Source organism: Actinomadura sp. NBRC 104425 (assembly GCF_030269545.1).
GTDB classification, from domain to species: domain Bacteria; phylum Actinomycetota; class Actinomycetes; order Streptosporangiales; family Streptosporangiaceae; genus Spirillospora; species Spirillospora keratinilytica.
Genome location: NZ_BSTN01000008.1, coordinates 56,153 through 75,446 on the forward strand (window position 1 = coordinate 56,153; position 19,294 = coordinate 75,446).

Genomic DNA, 19,294 nt, shown 5'->3' on the forward strand with positions numbered 1-19,294 from the left:
GGGCTCAGGAGCCGTTCTCGTTGCGGACGGTGTCGAAAACGACATCGCGCCAGTCGGACGGCGCCTTCTTGATGACGCCGATCTCCTTCATGAACGCGGCGAGCTTCACCAGGCCGTGCGGGGTGGTGGTGAACTCGATGCCCTCGTAGGTCAGGTACTTCTCGTACTGCTCCGCGGTGATCTTGCCCTTCTCGGCGTCCACGAGGATCTTCGCCGCCTCGGCGGGCTGCCTGGTGATGAAGTCGTTGGCGCGGGCGATCACCTTGTGCACCGCTGTGAGGACGTCGGGGTTCTGCTCGGCGTACTGCTCGGTCGCGGCGACCACGTTGAAGCCGTGCTTGCCGAACAGGTCGTAGCTGTCCACCAGCTTGCGGGCGCCCTGCTCCACGGCCTGGAACTGGAACGGCGGGGAGGTGTAGGCGGCGGCGATCTGACCGCCGAGCAGCGCCTCCAGGGCCTCGGGATGGGCCATGGTCGCGATGTTCTTGTCCAGCGCGTGCGGGTCGCCGAGCTGCTGCTGGGCGGCCTTCTGCAGCATGACCGACTGGATGGACCCCGGCTGAACGGCGGCGATCTGGTCGCCCTGCCGGAAGTCGCGCAGGCTCTTGAACCGGGGGTCCTTGGCCACCAGCCACAGCGGCATGTCGTTCAGCGACGAGACGATCTTCCAGGGAACGCCCGCGTCCCAGCCGATGAGCAGCGGGCCCAGGCCGGAGCAGCCGAGGTGGAGCTTGCCCGACAGCAGCGCGTCCCGGACGGTGCCGCCCCCGGAGATGATCTTCCAGCTGATCGTGCGGTCGGGGAGCTCCCCCTCCAGCCACCGCTTGGCCTGGATGATGGTGAACGGGGCGTAGCTGATCCCGTAGCCGATGGCGATGCCGATCTCCTTGCCGGATCCGCCGGCGGCCCCGCCGCCGCACGCGGCCGACAGCGCCGCGGCGCCCGCGCCGAGGGCGCCCAGCCGCAGGGCCTGGCGGCGGGTGTAGAGGGTCGAGGTCATATCGCTGCGCCTTCCTTCATGCCCCAGCGGCCCACCGTGCGCCGCTCGACCCAGCCGAAGACCAGGTCGAAGGCGATACCGATGACGGCGATCGTCACCAGTCCGGCGAACACGTCCGGGATTCGTGCGAAGTAACGGGAGTTGTTGATGAAGAAGCCGAGGCCGCCGTGCGCGCCGGCGACGCCGAACACCAGCTCGGCGGCGATGATGGTGCGCCAGCCGAACGCCCAGCCGGTCTTCAGCCCGGCGATGGCGTGCGGCAGGGCGGCCGGCATGAGCACGTCGCGGGTGAGCCGCCAGCCGCGCAGGCCCAGGTTGCGGCCGACCATCGTGATCGTGGCGGGGACCGTGCGGAACCCCATGCTGACGTTGACGGTCATCGGCCACAGCACGGCGTTCGCGGTGACGAACACCAGCGCCGAGTCGGTGAGTCCGAACCACAGAATCGCCAGCGGCAGGACCGCCACCGACGGCAGCGGGTTGATCATGGAGGTCAGCAGGGTCAGGATGTCGTCGCCGATCCGCGTGGTCGTCGCCGGCACGGTGAGCACGACCGTGAGCGCGATGCCGATGCCCATGCCGGTCAGCAGCAGCCGCATGGTGGTCGCGGTGGCCGCGGCGATGTCGCCGTTCGCCCAGCCGCGCGCGAACGCCTCCGCCACGTCGGCGGGGCCGACGAACACGAACCGGCTGACCCCCGACAGGGACGCGTAGGCCTGCCAGATCGCGATGAGCGCCGCGAACACGACGGTGCGCCGCGCCCAGGTCGGCAGGCGCGACCAGGGCGTGCCGCCGCGGCCGGTGTCGGCGGCCCGCGCACCGGGCGGCGCGGCGGCGGGCGCGCCGGCTGACGTGTCAGACGCGTCAGACGCGTCAGGCGTGTCAGGCGTGTCAGGCGTGTCAGGCACGTCGGGGGCGTCGGGTGCGTCAGGCGTGTCAGTCGATGAAGGCACGGTCGAGGTCCTCTCCCTCCTCGGCGAGCAGCGCGCGCAGGGTGCGCCGGGCGTCGGCGAAGCCGGGGGCGTCCGGCCGGTCCAGGCCGCTGACGTCGACGATCCGCTCGACGTGCGACGGGCGGCCCGCGAGCACGACCACCCGGTCGCCGAGCAGGACCGCCTCGTCGATGCTGTGCGTGACGAACAGCAGGGTCACCTTGGTGCGCGCCGCGATGTCGGCCAGTTCCCGCTGCAGGCGGCCGCGGGTCTGGGCGTCCAGCGCGCCGAACGGCTCGTCCATGAGCAGCATGAGCGGGTCGATGGCCAGCGCCCGGGCGATGGCCACCCGCTGCTTCATCCCGCCGGAGAGCTGGTGCGGGTAGCTGTCGAGCGCCCCCTGCAGTCCCATGAGCTCCAGGTATTCGGCGGCCCTGCGCCTGGCGGTGTCGCGGTCGGCGCCCGTCACCCGCAGCGGGTAGGCGACGTTGCCGAGGACGGTGCGCCAGGGGAACAGCTGGTCGAACTCCTGGAACACGACGGCGCGGTCGGGGCCCGGTTCCGGGGCCTCCCGGCCGTCGACGACGATGCGGCCCGCCGACGGCCGCAGGAATCCGGCGACCGCCTTGAGGATCGTGGACTTGCCGCAGCCGGAGGGGCCGAGCAGCATCACCTTCTCGCCGCGCCGGACCTCGAAGCTCGCCTCCCCCACCGCGGGCAGGTACCGCCCCTGCCGCCGGTATCCGATCGCGACCCGGTCGACGACCAGCAGGGCCGCGTCGTCGCGGGCGCGGGCGGCTGTTGCGTCATCGCCCACCGCACTCCTCCCAAAAGTGAGTAATCCAATAGGAAAAGTGAAGTTTCATCATGCCGCCTCCGTGCCGTGCGCTGCGCGGCCGCCCGGTCAGGCCGGGTCCGGGGCCGGGACGACCTCGACGTCCACCGCAACCGTCTGCGGGTACTTCAGGCCGGCGCCGGTGTTCAGCACGACGACCTCGTCGTCCTCGGCGAGCCAGCCCGATTCGCGCAGCTTGCGGGCGGCGGTGAAGGCGGCCGCCCCCTCCGGGCAGACGAAGGCGCCCTCCAGGGCGGCGACCGCGCGCAGGTCGGCGAGCAGCTCCTCGTCGGTGACGCTGATCGCGGTGCCCGAGGTCGCGGCCAGCGCGTCGAGGATGAGGAAGTCGCCGAGCGGCCGGGGCACGTTGATGCCGAACGCGACCGTGGTCGCCCCCGACCAGAACTCGCTGTGCCGCTCGCCGCGCTCGAACGCGCGCACGATCGGCGCGCACCCGGCGGCCTGGACCGCGACCAGGCGCGGCGGCGGGCCGCTGATCCACCCCAGCTCCGCCAGCTCGGTCAGCGCCTTGTGGATGCCGATCAGGCCGACGCCGCCGCCGGTCGGGTAGATGATCACGTCGGGCGTCCGCCAGCCGAGCTGCTCGACGATCTCCAGGCCCATGGTCTTCTTGCCCTCGATGCGGTACGGCTCCTTGAGCGTGGAGGCGTCGAAGACCTCCCCGTCCTCGCGCGCCACCAGCTCGCCGACCATCCGCCCGGCGTCGCTGATCAGGCCGTCCACCACGGTCAGGTCCGCCCCCGCGGCCGCGCACTCGCGCCGGGTGATCTCCGGCGCGTCGGCCGGCATGACGACGGTCGTGGTCAGGCCGGCGCGGGCCCCGTAGACCGACCAGGCGGCGCCGGCGTTGCCGTTGGTGGGCATCGCCAGCCGCTTGATCCCCAGCTCGGCCGCGCGCGAGACGCCGACGGCGGCGCCCCTGGCCTTGAACGAACCGGTGGGGACCAGGCCCTCGTCCTTCATCAGCAGGCCGGGCAGGCCGATGCGGGCGCCGTAGCGGGGCATCGGCAGCAGCGGCGTCATCCCCTCGCCGAGCGTGACCACCGCGTCGCCGCGGCCGACGGGCAGCAGCTCGTGGTACCGCCACAGGTCGGACCGGCGGCCGGCGAGGTCGGCGGGACGCACCGCCGCCCGGACGGCGGCCAGGTCGTAGCGGGCCAGCAGCGGCGACCCGCACCTGCGGCACAGGTTCTGCGGCCGGTCGGCGGCGTGGACGGCGCCGCACCGTCCGCACTCCAGATGCGACAGGTGGCTGAAGCTCACGGGGCCTCCTTCTCCGGCGTGCGGATGGCACGCTCCAGGACGTCGGCGGCGATGCCGAGGCACGCCTCGTCGATGTCGAACGCGGGATTGTGGTGCGGCGCGGGACTGGAGGCCCCGACCACCAGGTACGTCGCCTGTCCGCCCTGCTGCTGGACCGCCCGCATCAGGAACGTGGCGTCGTCGCTGGCGCCGAACCGGTGCGCGTCGTGGACGCGCGTCACCGCGGGCAGCGAACGGGCCGCCGCGGCGATCGCGCGCACCGCGGCCGGGTCGCAGTCCGCCGTCGTGGCGGCGCCGATCCGCTCGGTCCGCACCCCGACCTCGTGCGCGGCGCCCGCGGCGGCCAGCACGGCGCGGGCCCGGCGCTCCAGCTCGTCGCAGACGCGCCCGGCGGTGGCCCGCAGCTCCAGCCGCAGTTCGGCGTCGGCCGCGACGATGTTGGGGGCCGTCCCGGCGCGCAGCATTCCGACGTTCACCCGCGTGTCGGCGGCGGCGAACCGGGGCAGGGCGTGCAGGCCCAGCACCGCCTGGGCGGCGGCGAGCAGGGCGTTGCGCCCCTCCTCGGGTGCGTGCGCGGCGTGGGCCTGGCGTCCGGTGAACACCGCCCGCAGCTTGGCGTTGGCGAAGAAGCCGCAGGTGCCCGCGGCGACCTCGCCGACCGGCAGCCCGACGCCGAGGTGCAGCGCGTAGAGGCGGTCCACGTCCGCGACGGCGCCCGCGCCGAGCATCGCGCGGGCGCCCCGCCCGCCCTCCTCGGCGGGCTGGAACAGCAGCCGGACCCGCCCGGGGAAACCCCCGTTCGCCAGCCGCCGCGCCAGTTCGAGGCCCACCGCGATGTGCCCGTCGTGGCCGCAGGCGTGCATGGCCTCGGGGTCTCGCGAGGCGAACCCCTCCCGCGCCGGCGCGTGGCCGGGGTCGGCGGACTCCGCCAGGGGCAGCGCGTCGATGTCGATCCGGACGGCGGTCACCGGTCCGGGGGCGCCGCCGTCGAGCTCGGCGACCACCGCGGTGTGTCCGTCGCGTACGGCCCGCAGCCCGTCGTCGTCCGCGCCCCACGCCCGCGCCCGGTCCGCGGCGCGCGCCAGCTCCCGCGGGCCGGGCAGCGCCGGGACATCGGACAGGTCGATGGCGTCCGCGCCGGTGCGCACCCGGTAGCCGAGCCTGCGGAGCTCCGCCGCGATCGCGACCGACGTCCACAGCTCGGTGAACGCGGTCTCCGGATGCGCGTGGAAGAGGCGGCGCAGTCCGACCACGTCCCGCTCCGCGACCGCTATCCCACCATTCATGTCGGGAAAGCATATGATCTCGCCCGGACCGCTCGCACCGGGGTCGGCCGCCCGCCCGGGCGGCGGCGATCGGGCGGACCTAACTGACTTTTCCTACTTGTATAGTTGGTTGCCGACCGGGCCGGCGATCCGACCTTCCGTCCGCTTCGCCCGGCCGCGTTTCCCCGAATGCCGTGCCCGCGGCCACCGCCGCCAGGGCGCGGTCCGTTGTGCGCACACCCCTGCGAGGAGACCATGCTCCCCAAGCGCGTCCTCGGCGCCATCGCCGCCCTGTCCGCCGCACTCACCCTGACCGCGTGCGGAGGCGGATCGTCGGACTCGTCGGACGCCTCGTCCGGCGGCAACCCCTACAAGCTGATCCAGGCGGGCACGCTGCGGGCGGGCACCCTGACCGACGCCCCGCCCAACGTCTACCTCAAGGACGGCAGGTTCACCGGGTTCGACAACGACCTGCTGAACGCCGTCGCCGCCAAGATCGGCCTCAAGGTGGAGTTCGTCGGCACCGACTTCTCGGCCCTGCTGACCCAGGTGGCCGCGCACCGGTTCGACGTGGGCAGCTCCTCCATCACCATCACCGAGGCGCGCAAGAAGACCGTCTCGTTCACCAACGGCTACGACTTCGGCTACTTCGGCCTCGACGTGCCGGCCGGGTCGCCGATCAAGAGCCTCCAGGAGCTCAAGGGCAAGCGCGTCGTGGTCGTCCAGGGCACGGTCCAAGACGACTACGCCACCAAGGAGGGGCTGAACCCGGTACGCGTGCCCGACTACAACAGCGCCCTCAACAAGCTGAAGACCAAGACGGCCGACGCCTGGATCTCCCCCGCCGAGATCGGGGAGAAGACCGCCAAGGACAGCGGCGGCAAGGTCGTCCTGGCGGCCAAGGAGCTCAGCCCCGCGCCGACCGCGTTCGCCGTCGCGCACGACCGCCCCGAGCTGCTCGCGGCGCTGAACAAGGGCCTGGACGAGGTGATCAGAGACGGCACGTGGACCAGGCTGCAGCAGCAGTACTACCCGGGCCGCGCGATCCCGGCGCAGTTCAAGCCCGGCAGCGGGAACGTCGACTACCCGCCGGTGACCGGCTCGGCGTCGCCGTCAGAGTCGCCGTCAGAGTCGCCGTCAGAGTCGCCGTCAGAGTCGCCGTCAGAGTCGCCGTCAGAGTCGCCGTCCGCATCGGCGTCCAGCGCCCAGTGACCGGAGCCGTCCGGATGCCGGCGGGCCGGGCCTGCGGAGGGCGTTGACCATGGACGTGCCGGCGACGCTGTGGGACAGCTTCTTCGACTGGTCCTCCATGCGGGAGGCGCTGGGGGACATGGTCACCACGGGGCTGCCCAACACGCTGATCCTGTCGATCACCTCGGCGCTGATCGGGACCGTGCTCGGGCTCCTGCTGGCCATGGCGGGCATCGCGCGGAGGCGGTGGCTGCGCTGGCCCGCGCGCGTCTACACCGACATCTTCCGCGGCCTGCCCGCCGTGGTGACGATCCTGCTCATCGGGGTGGGCCTGTCGCAGCCGGCGATGGAGCTGTGGGGGCCCAACCCGTACCCGCTCGGCATCCTCGCGCTCTCGCTGATCGCCACCGCCTACATCGGCGAGATCTTCCGGTCGGGCATCCAGAGCGTTGAGGCCGGGCAGCTGGAGGCGGCCCGCGCGCTGGGCTTCTCGCACGCCGCGGCGATGGCGCTGGTGATCATCCCGCAGGGGGTACGGCGGGTGCTGCCGGCGTGGGTCAACCAGCTCATCGCGCTGATCAAGGAGTCCAGCCTGGTGTACTTCCTCGGCCTGGCGGCCGGGCAGCGCGAGCTGTTCCGGATCGGGCAGGACGCGGCCGCCAACAGCGGCAACCAGTCCGCGCTCGTGCTGGCCGGGCTGTTCTACCTGGCGCTCACGGTGCCGCTCACCCACCTGGTGAACCTCGTCGACCGGCGGCTGCGGCACGGGCGCCGCCGGGACGGCGCGGGCACCGACGACGGTGACATGCTCCTGCTCACCGGCGGGCCGCCGGTGCCGGCGCGGGGCGAGGAGGCCAGATGAGCGACGAGGAACGCACCGGGCCGGCCGCCGGAGGCGAGCCGGCGTTCTCCCCGGCCGGGCTGACCGCCCGCGACATCCATCTCTCCTTCGGCCGCACCAAGGTGCTGCGCGGGGTGGACCTCGACGTGCCCCCGGGCGGAACGGCCTGCCTGATCGGCCCGTCCGGGTCCGGCAAGTCGACGTTCCTGCGGACCATCAACCGGCTGCTCGAACCCGACCGCGGCGACATCCTGCTGGACGGGGTGAGCGTGCTCGACGGCGACCCCGACGCGCTGCGGCGGCAGATCGGCATGGTGTTCCAGCAGTTCAACCTGTTCCCGCACATGAGCGTGCTGCGGAACCTGACGCTGCCGCTGCGCCGGATCAGGAAGCTGTCCGCCGACGAGGCCGAGGAGACCGCCCGCCGCCAGCTCGAACTGGTCGGGCTGGCCGACAAGGCCGGCGCGCGCCCGGGCAGCCTGTCGGGCGGGCAGCAGCAGCGCGTCGCCATCGCCCGCGCGCTGGCGATGCGGCCGCGCGTGATGCTGTTCGACGAGGCGACCTCCGCGCTCGACCCCGAGCTGGTCAAGGGCGTGCTGGGCATCATGTCCGACCTGTCCCGGCAGGGCATGACCATGGTGGTCGTCACGCACGAGATGGGCTTCGCCCGCGAGGTGGCCGACACGGTCGCCTTCCTGGACCGCGGCGTCGCCGTCGAGTCGGGGCCGCCCGAGCAGATCTTCGACGCGCCGCGGAGCCCGCGGCTGCGCCGGTTCCTGTCCGACGTCCTGTGACCCCCGGCCCGGGTCGCGCCCTGCGGGCCGGGGAACGCCCTCGCGCCGTGCCGGACGGCGGCCGCGGCGCGTCTACGCTTGCCCGCGTGGACGCGATCTGCGACCTGCTCGACGGCCCCCGCGCCAGGGGGGCCTTCATGCTGCGGGCCATGCTGGACCCGCCGTGGTCGCTCCGCATCGAGGACCGGGCGCCGCTGTGCGCGGTGGCGATGGTGCGGGGCGAGGCGTGGGTCACCGCGGACGGCGGGCGCCCCCTGCGGGCGGGGCCCGGCGACGTGGTGATCGCCCGCGGCCCGGACCCGTACACCGTGGCCGACGACCCCGCCACCCCGCCGCAGGTGGTCATCCACCCCGGCGGGCGGTGCACCACCCTGCGCGGCGAGCCGCTGCGGCAGACGATGGCGCTGGGCGTGCGCACGTGGGGAAACAGCGCCGACGGCGCCACCTGCATGCTGATCGGCACCTACCAGATGCGCGGCGAGATCGCCGGGCGGCTGCTGGCCGCGCTGCCGCCGCTTTTGGTGTGGCCGGAGGGCGGGCGGCTGGTGCCGCTGCTCGGCGAGGAGATCGCCCGGGACGCGCCCGGCCAGGAGGTCGTCCTGGACCGGTTGCTGGACCTGCTGGTCATCGCGGTGCTGCGCGGCTGGTTCGCCCGTCCCGGCGGCGAGCCGCCGGGCTGGTACCGGGCGCACGGCGACCCGGTGGTGGGGCCCGCGCTGCGGATGCTGCACGACGACCCCGCGCACCCGTGGACGGTGGCGGCGCTGGCCGCGCGGGTCGGGGTGTCGCGGGCGGCGCTGGCGCGGCGGTTCGCCCAACTGGTCGGCGAGCCGCTCATGGCGTACCTGACCGGGCTGCGGCTCGCCCGCGCCGCCGACCTGCTGCGCGACACCGACGCGACGGTCGAGGCGATCGCCCGCCGCGTCGGCTACGGCACCGCGTTCGCGCTGAGCACCGCGTTCAAACGCGAACGCGGCGTCAGCCCGCAGGAGTTCCGCACCCGCGCGGCCGATCACCTGGGGCCATAGAGGCGGACGTCAATCGCTAGGCGGTGCCGCCGGGCAGGCCCGCCCTGTCGGGGACGACGCGGGGCAGGCCGCGCAGCCAGGCCGCCACGTCCTCGGGCCACCAGCGTCCGGCGGCCAGGTGGCCGAGCGCGTCGGCGACCCGGGCGGCGGACGCGGGCGCGGGCACCACGCGGCTGGGCGCGGCCCCGGCGAGCACGCCGAGCCACCAGTGGCGGCGCGTGGCGGGCATGTCCTCGGGGTCGAGGACGACGTAGTAGTCGGGCAGTTCCGCGCGGCCGGCGCGCAGCGCGCCCAGCGCCTCCTCGATGGCGACCTCCAGCCGCCCGGTCGCCGAGACGCCGTCGAAGAACTCCACCCACGCGTCGCCGACCTCCGCCAGCGGGTCGGCGTCGTGCACGACGTAGGTCGTCTCGCCCCGCCGGACCAGATCGGCGAACTCCTCGGGGTCGCGGTCGCCGCGGGTCACGGCCCGCACGTTGGACAGCCCGCCGAGGCCCGCCACCACGCGCCCGGCCTCCTCCCCCGCCACCACGACCACCGTGCTGCTCGATCGCCGCATATCTCCCAATCCTAGGCATCTGTCCCGACGCGCGGTTTTCGTCGGACGGCGCCTTTGTCCGGCACCGGGGGCCGGCCCTTGGAAATGGGCCTTTCGCGGCGCCGGAAGAATCAAGGCGTGATCTTGACCGGTATCACATCGGCGGCGGGAACCGGTGGCGGCCCGGCGGCGTTTCACCCCGTATCCCGCCTCACCGCTGTGAGATCATGCGGGGCACATTCGCACCCGACGACGAGGAGTGAGATGACCGCCAAACCGACCGAGGTAGACCTGCACGACGTGTTCACACGGGGGGACCTCGGCGGTGACGACAGGCTCGACCTGATGGAGTTCGGCGTCTGCCTGGACAGCCTGGGGCTGTCGTGGACGCGGGCCGAGGTCCAGGACAGGTTCGAAACGGCCGACACCAACCGCGACGGCTTCATCTCCTACCCCGAGTTCCGCGACCTGTTCGAAACCCGAGGCTGGGTCGTGCGGAGGTCGGCGCAGAGCTGAGCCGCGGGCGCCGGGCGGCGCGGACACCCGCGCGGCCCGGCCGCCCTGGCCCGGTCGGCCCGGTCGTCCCGGTCGTCCCGGCTTCGCAAGGCCGGGGGTCAGACGGCCCGGCCGCGCAGGCTCCGGTACAGGCGCACCAGTTCGGCGGTGGACGCGTCCGGCGCGTCCTGCGGCGGCTCGGCCGAGGTCAGCGCGGGCGTCAGCTCGTTCGCCATCACCTTGCCCAGCTCCACGCCCCACTGGTCGAAGGAGTCGATCCCCCAGATCGTCCCCTCGACGAACACGATGTGCTCGTAAAGCGCGATGAGCTGCCCCAGCGTGGACGGGGTGAGCCGGGGCGCCAGGATCGTGTTGGTGGGCCGGTTGCCCGGCATGACCTTGTGCGGCACGAGCGCGGCGGGCGTGCCCTCGGCGGCGATCTCCTCGGCGGTCTTGCCGAACGCCAGCGCGGACGTCTGCGCCAGCATGTTGGCCACCAGCAGGTCGTGCATGCCCACGCCGTCGCCCGCCGGAACGTCCTCGAACGGCTCGGCGAACCCGATGAAGTCGGACGGCACCAGCCGGGTGCCCTGGTGCAGCAGCTGGTAGAAGGCGTGCTGCCCGTTGGTGCCCGGCTCCCCCCAGAAGATCTCGCCGGTCTGCGCCACGACCGGGGCGCCGTCGGCGCGCACCGACTTGCCGTTGGACTCCATGGTGAGCTGCTGCAGGTACGCCGGGAAGCGCGCCAGCCGCTGGCTGTAGGGCAGCACGGCCCGGGTCTGCGCGCCGAAGAAGTCGGTGTACCACACGCCGAGCAGCGCCATCAGCACCGGCATGTTCGCCTCGAACGGGGCGGTGCGCAAGTGCTGGTCGATGGCGTGGAACCCGGCGAGCATCTCGCGGAACCGCTCCGGCCCCACGGCGATCATCAGGGACAGGCCGATCGCCGAGTCCATCGAGTAGCGGCCGCCGACCCAGTCCCAGAACCCGAACATGTTGGCGGTGTCGATGCCGAAGTCGGCGACCCGCTGCGCGTTGGTGGACACGGCGACGAAGTGCCGCGACACCGCGTCGTCGGAGCCGAGCCGCTCCACCAGCCAGCGGCGGGCGGCGCGCGCGTTGGTCAGCGTCTCCAGCGTGCCGAACGTCTTGGAGCTGACCACGAACAGCGTGCGCTCGGGGTCGAGGCCGGCCAGCGTCCCGGCGACGTCGGCCGGGTCCACGTTGGACACGAACCGGCAGGCGATGCCCGCGTCGGCGTAGTCGCGCAGCGCCTCGTAGGCCATGGCGGGGCCGAGGTCGGACCCGCCGATGCCGATGTTGACGACGTGCGCGATCGGCTTGCCGGTGAAGCCCGTCCACTTGCCGGAGCGGACCCGTTCGGCGAAGTCGGCCATGCGGTCCAGGACGGCGTGCACGTCGGCCACCACGTCCTGCCCGTCCACGGTCAGGCGCGCGTCGCGCGGCAGCCGCAGCGCGGTGTGCAAAACGGCGCGGTCCTCGCTGACGTTGATGTGCTCGCCGGTGAACATCGCCTCGATGCGCTCGCGCAGCCCGGCGCGTTCGGCGAGCGCCACCAGCAGGCGGATCGTCTCGTCGGTGGCGCGGTGCTTGGAGTAGTCGAGGTGAAGGTCCCCCGCGGTCACCCTCATGCGGGTCGCACGCCCGGGATCCTCCGCGAACAGCTCCCGCAGATGCCGTCCGGCCAGCGCGGTGTGGTGCTCGGCCAGCTCCCGCCACTCGGCCGTCTCGGTGATATCAGCCATCGCTCCCACTCATCTCCTCGGCAACGTCAGGCGGGGCGTCGGCACGCCCCCGGACGCCGGCCCCCACCCGACACATGGCGATCATAGGTTGACCGTCCGTCCCTTCACCGAAGCTCTCCCCCTACCCGCCCCAGCCCCGCCGATCTCCCCACGCCGGGGCGATCGCGGTCACCGTCGTCACGGCCGCCCGTCACCGCCCCGTCACCCGGCGGCGGGACGACCCCGGGGAATCCGGTCTTTGGTGATCAAAAGAAACGGTCGAAGATCTCCCCCGGAAGATAGGGGGGATGCCGTGACGATCACCGTTCCCCCGACCAAAATGTCGCCATGGTCAACTCACCGGGCGGGGCGCCCGGCCGGTCCCGCCGACTTGTGATCGGCATGCTGATCGCCCTCGCGTGGACACTCGTGCTGCTGGTGCTCGTCGCGATCACCAAGACCAGCGGCCTGGCCCAGGTGGCGACGATCGTGGCGACCGTTCTCGGCGGTGTCGGCGCGCTCTGGCAGGCCCTCTACCAGCCGCGTCGCACACCCCCGACAATGTCGGACCGGAATTGGCGGTGGGTCTTGGGGGGCGTGCTGGCCATGGACGCAGCCGTCACGGTCGTGTGGGGCGCCTTGTCCTATCACAGCGCCCACAGCGACATCGACGTGCTGGCCGACATAGAGCTGGGCAACAACAGGAAGATCTCCCCGGGCGAGGTCGCATTTTTGGAACTCGATTCGGTTCCGGCGCGGCGCCGCCATCTCACCGTCACCTTCGTGGTCACGGACAGCCGGCCCGCCCTGGGGTTGTGCGCCCCCAGAACCAAGCTCAAGGCACGGCTCGAGCACGCGGGCAACCGCGGCGACCGCATCGACGTCAAGAACGGCAGGCCCACCTCGATACGTCTGGTCCCGGGCCTGACGAAAGTCCACATGGAGATCGAAGTGTTCAACGAGCGGGACAAGAACTGCGAGGTCGATCTGAACGTCTCCAGCGCGAAGCTCACCAACCGGGGGCGGCGATGAACTGGCGGGCCCTGCTCGGCGTCCTCCTGCTGACCGCCGGGTGCGGGCCCGAGACGGAGCAGCCGCCCGACAGGCCCTTCCTCGAGCGGCTGACGGTGGGCGTGGCCAACGACGCGCCCGGCTTCTCGACGGGGTCGACGAACCTCAGCGGCTTCGACATCGACCTGATGCACTTTCTCGCGGACAGCCTGCAAGTGCCCGCCGCCCCCACGATCGTCACCTCTCGCAACCGTGTCGCAATCCTCAAGAACAGGTCCGTCAATCTGGTGATCTCCAACTTCTCGATCACCAGGGAACGCAACGAGCAGGGGGTCGATTTCGCCGGTCCGTACATGGTCACCGACCAGGCGCTGCTGGTCCGCGCCGATGATCATCGGATCACCGACCGCGGTTCGGTACGGGGCAAGAGCATCTGCACCGAGGACACCACCACCGCGTCGCTGGTGGACATCCCGGGGGCGGACATGAACACCAAGAGGCCGACCACCAGGGACTGCGTGGAGCAGCTGGCGGCCAAGGGCACGGACGCCGTTTTCAACGACACCCTCGTGCTCTATGGATACGTCCAGGCCCACCCCGGAAAGTACCGCGTGGTGCTCCCGGGCACGTTCGGCCAGCTCCAGTTCTACGGCGTCGCCATTTTGCGCGGACACCGCGACGAGTGCCGCAAGCTCAACGAGAAGATCAAGCTGTTTCTTCGGAACGACTGGGTCAGACGGTTCCAGGACCAATTCCCCAAGGTGGTCGAGGAGTACTCCGGAAGCGACGACAGCGGGAACTACGAGAGCGAGTTCAAACCCACGGACGCGGACATGGAGTCGTTGTCCTGCAAGCTCCGCTGACCACCCCGTCGACTCACTCCACGGCCGCCCCGCTCGACACCCTCAGTCCGGGGGCGGAGCGGATTGCGGCGCCGGCCTTCGGCGTAGCGGGCGGCGAGTTGGGCGAACGCGTTGGCCAGTTCTGGGAGGGCCGATGAGGTGAATATCGGTGTCGAAGCGTCCGCTGGCGGCGGCGAGGCCGCTCCACGGCCAGGAGCCCAGGAGAGGCGACAGCGGTCGGGGGCCGAGCTCTTCGACGGTTCCGTCCTGCGCGAAGGGCGTCACGTGTCTTCACCAAGGTGCTATAGCAGGATGGGAACCAGGCAGGTGGAGCACTCGAAAGAACCAGGGGGGAACATGTCGAAACCGCCGCTGCCCGAATCCGCGGTGACCATGTTGCAGAAGCCCAATCCGGCGGTCATCACCACGCTGCGCCCCGACGGGCAGCCGGTGTCCACCGCGACGTGGTACCTGTGGGAGGACGACGGGCGGGTGCTGGTCAACATGGACGAGGGCCGCAAGCGCCTCGAACATCTGCGCAACGACCCGCGCGTCTCGTTGACCGTGCTGGACGCGTCCGACTGGTACACCCACGTCACCGTCATGGGCCGCGTCGTCGACATCAGCGAGGACGAGGGCCTGGCCGGCATCGACCGGCTGTCCCGGCACTACCTCGGCCAGCCGTACTCGGTCCGGGACCGGGCCCGCTTCAACGCCTGGATCGAGATCGACCGCTGGCACGGCTGGGGCGCCCACCGGGACAGCGACCAGGTCAGCGGCTGAGGGTGACGCAGCACCCCTTGAGGTTCCCGGCGGCGGCCCGCGATGCCGGATTCACCGCCCGAAGGCGTACCGGCCCGCGGTCGCGTGCGCGCCGCCGCCGGGCCTCGCCCGGCCGCCTCGCCGCCCCCGTGCACCGCGTGCATACGGCCGCGACGTCAGCGGACACGTCCCAGCGCCCGCATGCGCCGACGCGCCGGGCCCCCACCGGCCACGTCGGCCCCGCGGGCACAGCCCACGACGACGGACCACCGTGGAGGAGGTGCGGCGAGATGGCCGACTCCGCAGGGCTCGCGGCACGGCTGCGGCACGTCTACTGGATCGGCGGCGGAAGCGGCGCCGGAAAGTCGACGGTCGCCCGCCGACTGGCCGACCGCCACGGCTGGCGGCTCTACGGAACCGACGAGGCGATGCGGGACCACGCCGCCCGGACCACCCCCGAGAACGCCCCGTTCCTGCACGAATTCATGGCCATGGACATGGACGAGCGGTGGGTGAACCGGTCCCCCGAGGTCATGCTCGACACCTTCCACTGGTTCCGGGGCGAGGGTTTCCATCTGATCGTCGAAGACCTCCTGGACATGCCGCGGGAACCCTGCGTCGTCGTCGAGGGCTTCCGGCTGCTGCCGCACCTGGTGGAACCTCTCCTCGCCGGTCCGGAAAAGGCCGTGTGGCTTCTCCCCACTCCTGATTTCCGCCAGGCCGCCTTCCGGAGCCGCGCCGTCCCCGGGGAGGGATTCGTCTGGAAGACCAGCGATCCGGCGAGGGCGGAGCGCAATATCGCCGAGCGCGACCACCTGTTCACGATGCGGCTCCGAAAGGACGCCGAGCGTCTCGGCCTGCGCACCATCCACGTGGACACCTCGATCACCGAAGCCGATCTCAACGCCCGAGTGGCCAGGGCATTCGGGCTCTGACGCGGTCTGGAGAAGCCCGCCTACGCCCTGTCGGCCGCCGCCGGGATGCTGGACTCGCTCGCCAACCTGCTGTTCCTGCTCGCCGCCCGAAGCGGAAATCTGTCGATCGTCGCAGTGATCGTCGCCCTGTACCCGGCCGGAACGGTCCTGCTCGCCCGCGGGGTGCTGCGCGAACGGATCGCCCGCAGCCAGCTGGCCGGCCTGGGCACCGCCGCCACCGCAGTAAGCCTCCTGGCCCTCACCTGACCCCCGCACACCGCCCGGGTGTGAGCCGCGGCACCTGCTCAACCTCCCGAAGGGAGTTCGCGCAGGTCGTTGACGATGGTTTCGCGGCCGAACGCCTCGATGCGGTCGCGAAGCGCGGACGCTGTCGCGTTGCCTCGGTAGCGCGGTGCCGCCAGTTCGTGATGGATGCTCTTAAGCACGTTGAGGAGCGCGTCGATCCGCTTGTCGGCCGGTAGCGCGAACACCGGTCCAAGTCGACGGCGTCCAGGTCGCCGAGGCGGATGTGCAGCCGCGAGAGGTTGACGCGCGTCATGGCCTCGGTGCCGTAGGAGCGTTCGGCGGCGGGCGCGTCAGCGTAGAGGCTCAGGGCGCGTTGGAGCAGCGGCACGGCTGCCCGCTCGGTCTCGGGCACCTCCGCCAAGGCCGCGTCCGCAAGTGACGCCTGGTAGGCGGGCGAGCAGGCGAACTCGCCGCCGATCTCGTCGTGAAGGTCATCGGTGTGCGGGCGTTCAGCCGCCGCGCGACCGGCCTGCACGCCGCGGCGCACGGCCTCGACGTCTCCGAGTCGTGCGGCCGCACGCGCGCTGAGCAGGTGCAGGTGAGCTGCGCCGGGGCCATGGGGAAGGTAGGACACCCCGTTGAACGCCAGATCGCGGGCATGGCCGGGCCGGGCGTCCCAGTAGGCGACCGATGAGAGGGCGCCGCGCAGGAACCCCATGAGGGGGCGGTGGTCGATGCCCTGTGCGTAGACCCACCGGGCTCGCAGCAGCTCTTCGGCCGCGTTCGCGTAGCCGAGATCCTGCGCGGCGTTCGCCATCAGGGCGTGGAGCGCGCCGAGCAGGAGATACAGCTCGGCTTGGTCGCGCGGCCACAGCTGCTTGTCGAGCGCCGCGTACATCCGAGTACGCACCCGGCGCATCTCCTGAAAAAGCGGGAGCGGAGGGCCGGTCAGGAACTCCCGGGCAAGTCGCGTGACATCGGCGCGGAATTGCTCAAGGGTGGCCTCGCCGATGTCACGCCGTTCGGCCCCTTCCGCGTGCGCGCCGGGTTCACGGGCCGCCATGGTCACCACCTCGTGTACAGGGCTCGTCGGCTGCCCGATCAGCCTCCGGAGGGCAGGTCGCGCAGGTCCTCGACGATCGACTCGCGGCCGAACACCTCGATCCGCTCATCGAGTTCGGCCGCAGTCGCGCTGCCCTGGTAGCGGGGGTGTGCCAGCTCCGTGCGGACGCGCGCCAGCGCCTTGGGGAGCGCCTCGATCCGCTTGGCGATGGGAAGGCCGAAGACCTTGCTCAGGTCCACGGCGTCGAGCTGGCCGTCGCGCACCTGCGCCAGGGCGAGATTGACGTGGTTGATCGCCTCGCAGCCGTAGCTGCGTACCGACTCCGGCTCGGCGGCGAAGAGGTCGGCCGCCCGGGTCAGCTCGGCGATGGTGTCACGTTCGTTGCCCCGCTGCGCCACGAGGGCGTTGCCTGCCAGGTAGGCCTGCTTGGCGGGCGGGCAGGCGAACTGGCCGCCGATGTCGTCGTGGATCTCGTCGCGGTGCGGCCGCTCCGCCGCGTCGCGGGCCGCCTCGATCGCCCGCTTGGCCCCGGAGACGTCGCCCAGTTTGGCCGCCGCCTGCGCGTACAGCAGGTGGAACCGGGCTCCGCCGTGCCCGTCGGGGAGGTACCGGAGGGCGTTCTCGGCGAGGTCGCGGGCCTGCCGGGGCCTGCCTCGCCAATAGGCGGTCGAGGACGCCTCCCCCCGTAGGAAGGCCATGAGCGGACGGTGGTCGATGGCGATCGCGTACGCCCAGCCCGCGCGCACAAGTTCGTCGGCCGCGTGCTCGTAGCCGAGATCGCCGGCAGCGTTGGCCATGAGCCCGTTGAGTGCGCCGATGAGCAGGTAGAGCTCGGTGGTGTCGCGCGGCCAGAGGCGCTTGTCGAGCGCGGCGTACATCCGCCTGCGGACCCGGCGCATCTCCATCAGGAGCGGGAGGGGGGAGCCCGTGAGGTACTCGTGGGAGAGCCTGATGACATCGGCGCGCAGTTGTTCGAGCGTCGCCTCGCCGATGTCGCGCCGTTCCGCCTGCTCGGCGTGCTCGCTTCCTTCGTGGGCCACCATGATCACCACCTCGTGTCCGGAAATGTCGTCTTCGTATTCACCGCTTTGACCGTACGCGAGGTTCTGCTCGGATTGCACCCCCGGATCGGCGGAGCGGGCTTTGATCAATTCGAGGAGGGTGAGGCGGTGGGCCTTGGGGAGGTGAGAAAGATCGTCCTCGTCCACCAGAAGGGTGAGATCGGTTTCGTAGACCTCGGCCAGGGCGCGCAGGTATTCCAGGCGGGGGCGTTCGCCGCCGTGCGGCCAGCGCTCGTAGGCGCCGATGCGGGTGCCGGACATGGGGGCCCGGCCGTGCTCGTCGTGCAGGCGGTTGTACCGGTCGGCGGCGGCGTCCTGGGACCAGCCGTGGGCGTGCCGCCAGGCGATGCGGGGGCGATATCCCCAGCGGCGCATCATCTCCTCGGCGATGTCCCGGCGGGTGCGGCCGTCGGCGAGCATGCGTTCCCGCAGGGCGTCGCGCTGCCGTTTACTGGCTCCCGAATGGGGCATTTCGGTTGCCTCCCTTCGCGTGTCCGATCTCTATTAAGCATGGTTTTTCACAAGATCGCATTCGTGGATCGTGAAAAGGGGTGGTGAGGTCCGTGGAAATGAGGTGGTGACTTCACGTAATCGCAGGTCGGGCGGTGGGGTCGGGACGCAGAAAGGCATCCCGGGACCTCTCGTGTCGCTGAGCGTGGCCGCTTGTTGACTGAGCGTCCCCGTTTCGGCGACGTGAAGAGGTGAGGCGATGTGGCGGGCGGTGCGCGACCTGGTGGCGGGAGAGGTGGTGGCGTGGGGGTTGCCCTGCGACCGGACGTGTGCAAGTTTCGCTCGATCGGCGCTCGGTGATCTGCTGGGCGGGCTGCGGATTCCGCTGGAGGTCGTCCGGGACGCGCAGACGATGGTGAGCGAGGCGGCCACCAACGCCTACGAGCACGCGCAGTTCCCACCCGGCACGCTGGGCGGGTGGGAGCTGTGGGCGTTCCGGGCGGGTCGGGGGGTGGTGTGCGGGGTGTTCGATCCGGTCCCGGGCAAGCCGCTGCCCGCGCGTCCCGTGCAGCCGGACCCGTTCCAGGTGCACGGGCGCGGGTTGGCGATCCTGCGGGAGCTGTCCCGGGGCGCCTGGGGCGTGCACCTGACGCGGGGGCAGCTCGGCGGGCACGTGCCGGGCAAGGTCGTGTGGTTCCGCTGCCCGGCGGTCGTGGCCCTGCCCGTGCCGGTGCCGCGCGGCGAGGCGGAGATGGCGCGGACCGTCCGGGACGGGCTGCGGGCGCGGGGCGTGCAGGGCACCATCCTGGCGTCGTGCCCGCAGATGGCGTGCGTGTCGGTGTGCCGGGGCCTGGACGTGTGGTGCCGGGACGGGCGGTTCTTCATCCGCGAGGCCGCGCGGTCGAGCGTGTGGGCGGGCGAGGAGCGGGCCGCGGTGGTCGAGCACGCCGTCCGCCGGTACGAGGAGATCCGCTGCTCTCCGGGGCGCGCCTGACCC

Annotated in this window: 20 protein-coding genes; 11 read left to right on the forward strand and 9 right to left on the reverse strand. The window is 72.0% G+C overall.

Annotation, left to right across the window (positions count from 1 at the left end):
- Positions 1-4: 4 nt before the first annotated feature.
- The 5 genes from QSK22_RS14680 to QSK22_RS14700 form a co-directional block, all read right to left on the reverse strand.
- Positions 5-1,000 carry an ABC transporter substrate-binding protein gene (locus QSK22_RS14680; protein ID WP_285494699.1) on the reverse strand — a complete coding sequence of 332 codons (996 nt, stop codon included), beginning with the start codon at positions 998-1,000 and terminating at the stop codon, positions 5-7.
- Positions 997-1,908 (reverse strand): ABC transporter permease, encoded by a 912-nt coding sequence (locus tag QSK22_RS14685; protein ID WP_285494700.1) that lies wholly within the window; start codon positions 1,906-1,908, stop codon positions 997-999. The genes QSK22_RS14680 and QSK22_RS14685 overlap by 4 nt, the downstream gene beginning before the upstream one ends.
- A gap of 28 nt (positions 1,909-1,936) precedes the next feature.
- Positions 1,937-2,749: an ABC transporter ATP-binding protein gene (locus QSK22_RS14690; RefSeq protein WP_285494701.1), complete on the reverse strand. Its 813-nt coding sequence runs from the start codon at positions 2,747-2,749 to the stop codon at positions 1,937-1,939.
- 87 nt (positions 2,750-2,836) lie between these two features.
- Positions 2,837-4,051 (reverse strand): threonine synthase, encoded by a 1,215-nt coding sequence (locus tag QSK22_RS14695; RefSeq protein WP_285494703.1) that lies wholly within the window; start codon positions 4,049-4,051, stop codon positions 2,837-2,839.
- On the reverse strand, positions 4,048-5,337 hold the full coding sequence (locus QSK22_RS14700; protein ID WP_285494704.1) for an amidohydrolase: 1,290 nt from the start codon (positions 5,335-5,337) through the stop codon (positions 4,048-4,050). Before QSK22_RS14700 ends, QSK22_RS14695 begins: the two co-directional genes overlap by 4 nt.
- Positions 5,338-5,571: 234 nt before the next feature.
- On the opposite strand from QSK22_RS14700, the gene QSK22_RS14705 reads away from it, so the two are divergent.
- From QSK22_RS14705 to QSK22_RS14720, 4 genes are all read left to right on the forward strand, one after another.
- The gene (locus QSK22_RS14705) at positions 5,572-6,528 is read left to right on the forward strand and encodes an ABC transporter substrate-binding protein (RefSeq protein WP_285494705.1); all 957 of its coding nucleotides are present in this window, start codon (positions 5,572-5,574) and stop codon (positions 6,526-6,528) included.
- Between the two features lie 49 nt (positions 6,529-6,577).
- Positions 6,578-7,369 (forward strand): amino acid ABC transporter permease, encoded by a 792-nt coding sequence (locus tag QSK22_RS14710; protein WP_285494706.1) that lies wholly within the window; start codon positions 6,578-6,580, stop codon positions 7,367-7,369.
- Positions 7,366-8,142: an amino acid ABC transporter ATP-binding protein gene (locus QSK22_RS14715; RefSeq protein WP_285494707.1), complete on the forward strand. Its 777-nt coding sequence runs from the start codon at positions 7,366-7,368 to the stop codon at positions 8,140-8,142. Before QSK22_RS14710 ends, QSK22_RS14715 begins: the two co-directional genes overlap by 4 nt.
- An 86-nt stretch (positions 8,143-8,228) precedes the next feature.
- Positions 8,229-9,170: an AraC family transcriptional regulator gene (locus tag QSK22_RS14720; protein WP_285494708.1), complete on the forward strand. Its 942-nt coding sequence runs from the start codon at positions 8,229-8,231 to the stop codon at positions 9,168-9,170.
- 16 nt (positions 9,171-9,186) lie between these two features.
- On the opposite strand, the gene QSK22_RS14725 is transcribed toward QSK22_RS14720, so the two are convergent.
- On the reverse strand, positions 9,187-9,729 hold the full coding sequence (locus QSK22_RS14725) for a hypothetical protein (protein WP_285494709.1): 543 nt from the start codon (positions 9,727-9,729) through the stop codon (positions 9,187-9,189).
- Positions 9,730-9,972: 243 nt separating this feature from the next.
- On the opposite strand from QSK22_RS14725, the gene QSK22_RS14730 reads away from it, so the two are divergent.
- Positions 9,973-10,224 carry an EF-hand domain-containing protein gene (locus tag QSK22_RS14730; protein ID WP_285494710.1) on the forward strand — a complete coding sequence of 84 codons (252 nt, stop codon included), beginning with the start codon at positions 9,973-9,975 and terminating at the stop codon, positions 10,222-10,224.
- A 98-nt stretch (positions 10,225-10,322) separates the two neighbouring features.
- On the opposite strand, the gene pgi is transcribed toward QSK22_RS14730, so the two are convergent.
- A complete protein-coding gene (gene pgi / locus QSK22_RS14735; protein WP_285494711.1) occupies positions 10,323-11,969 on the reverse strand; it encodes a glucose-6-phosphate isomerase in 1,647 nt (548 codons plus the stop codon).
- A 327-nt stretch (positions 11,970-12,296) separates the two neighbouring features.
- Between pgi and QSK22_RS14740 the strand changes: the two genes are divergently transcribed.
- The 5 genes from QSK22_RS14740 to QSK22_RS14760 all read left to right on the forward strand — a co-directional run bounded on the left by QSK22_RS14740 (position 12,297) and on the right by QSK22_RS14760 (position 15,744).
- Positions 12,297-12,980: a COX15/CtaA family protein gene (locus QSK22_RS14740; RefSeq protein WP_285494712.1), complete on the forward strand. Its 684-nt coding sequence runs from the start codon at positions 12,297-12,299 to the stop codon at positions 12,978-12,980.
- Complete coding sequence (locus QSK22_RS14745) at positions 12,977-13,822, forward strand: transporter substrate-binding domain-containing protein (protein WP_285494713.1); 846 nt, start codon at positions 12,977-12,979, stop codon at positions 13,820-13,822. The genes QSK22_RS14740 and QSK22_RS14745 overlap by 4 nt, the downstream gene beginning before the upstream one ends.
- A 336-nt stretch (positions 13,823-14,158) precedes the next feature.
- Positions 14,159-14,584, forward strand: coding sequence for a PPOX class F420-dependent oxidoreductase (locus QSK22_RS14750; RefSeq protein WP_285494714.1), 426 nt, complete (start codon positions 14,159-14,161; stop codon positions 14,582-14,584).
- Between the two features lie 269 nt (positions 14,585-14,853).
- Positions 14,854-15,498, forward strand: coding sequence for a hypothetical protein (locus QSK22_RS14755; protein ID WP_285494715.1), 645 nt, complete (start codon positions 14,854-14,856; stop codon positions 15,496-15,498).
- Between the two features lie 45 nt (positions 15,499-15,543).
- On the forward strand, positions 15,544-15,744 hold the full coding sequence (locus QSK22_RS14760) for an EamA family transporter (protein ID WP_285494716.1): 201 nt from the start codon (positions 15,544-15,546) through the stop codon (positions 15,742-15,744).
- Here QSK22_RS14760 and QSK22_RS14765 read toward each other — a convergent pair.
- Both QSK22_RS14765 and QSK22_RS14770 read right to left on the reverse strand, forming a co-directional pair.
- Positions 15,737-16,786 carry a hypothetical protein gene (locus QSK22_RS14765; RefSeq protein WP_285494717.1) on the reverse strand — a complete coding sequence of 350 codons (1,050 nt, stop codon included), beginning with the start codon at positions 16,784-16,786 and terminating at the stop codon, positions 15,737-15,739. The two genes, QSK22_RS14760 and QSK22_RS14765, sit on opposite strands and share 8 nt — an antisense overlap.
- Positions 16,787-16,824: 38 nt before the next feature.
- Positions 16,825-18,318: a helix-turn-helix domain-containing protein gene (locus QSK22_RS14770; protein WP_285494718.1), complete on the reverse strand. Its 1,494-nt coding sequence runs from the start codon at positions 18,316-18,318 to the stop codon at positions 16,825-16,827.
- 238 nt (positions 18,319-18,556) lie between these two features.
- Here QSK22_RS14770 and QSK22_RS14775 point away from each other — a divergent pair, with 238 nt between their 5' ends.
- The gene (locus QSK22_RS14775) at positions 18,557-19,291 is read left to right on the forward strand and encodes an ATP-binding protein (protein ID WP_285494719.1); all 735 of its coding nucleotides are present in this window, start codon (positions 18,557-18,559) and stop codon (positions 19,289-19,291) included.
- Positions 19,292-19,294 lie beyond the last annotated feature (3 nt).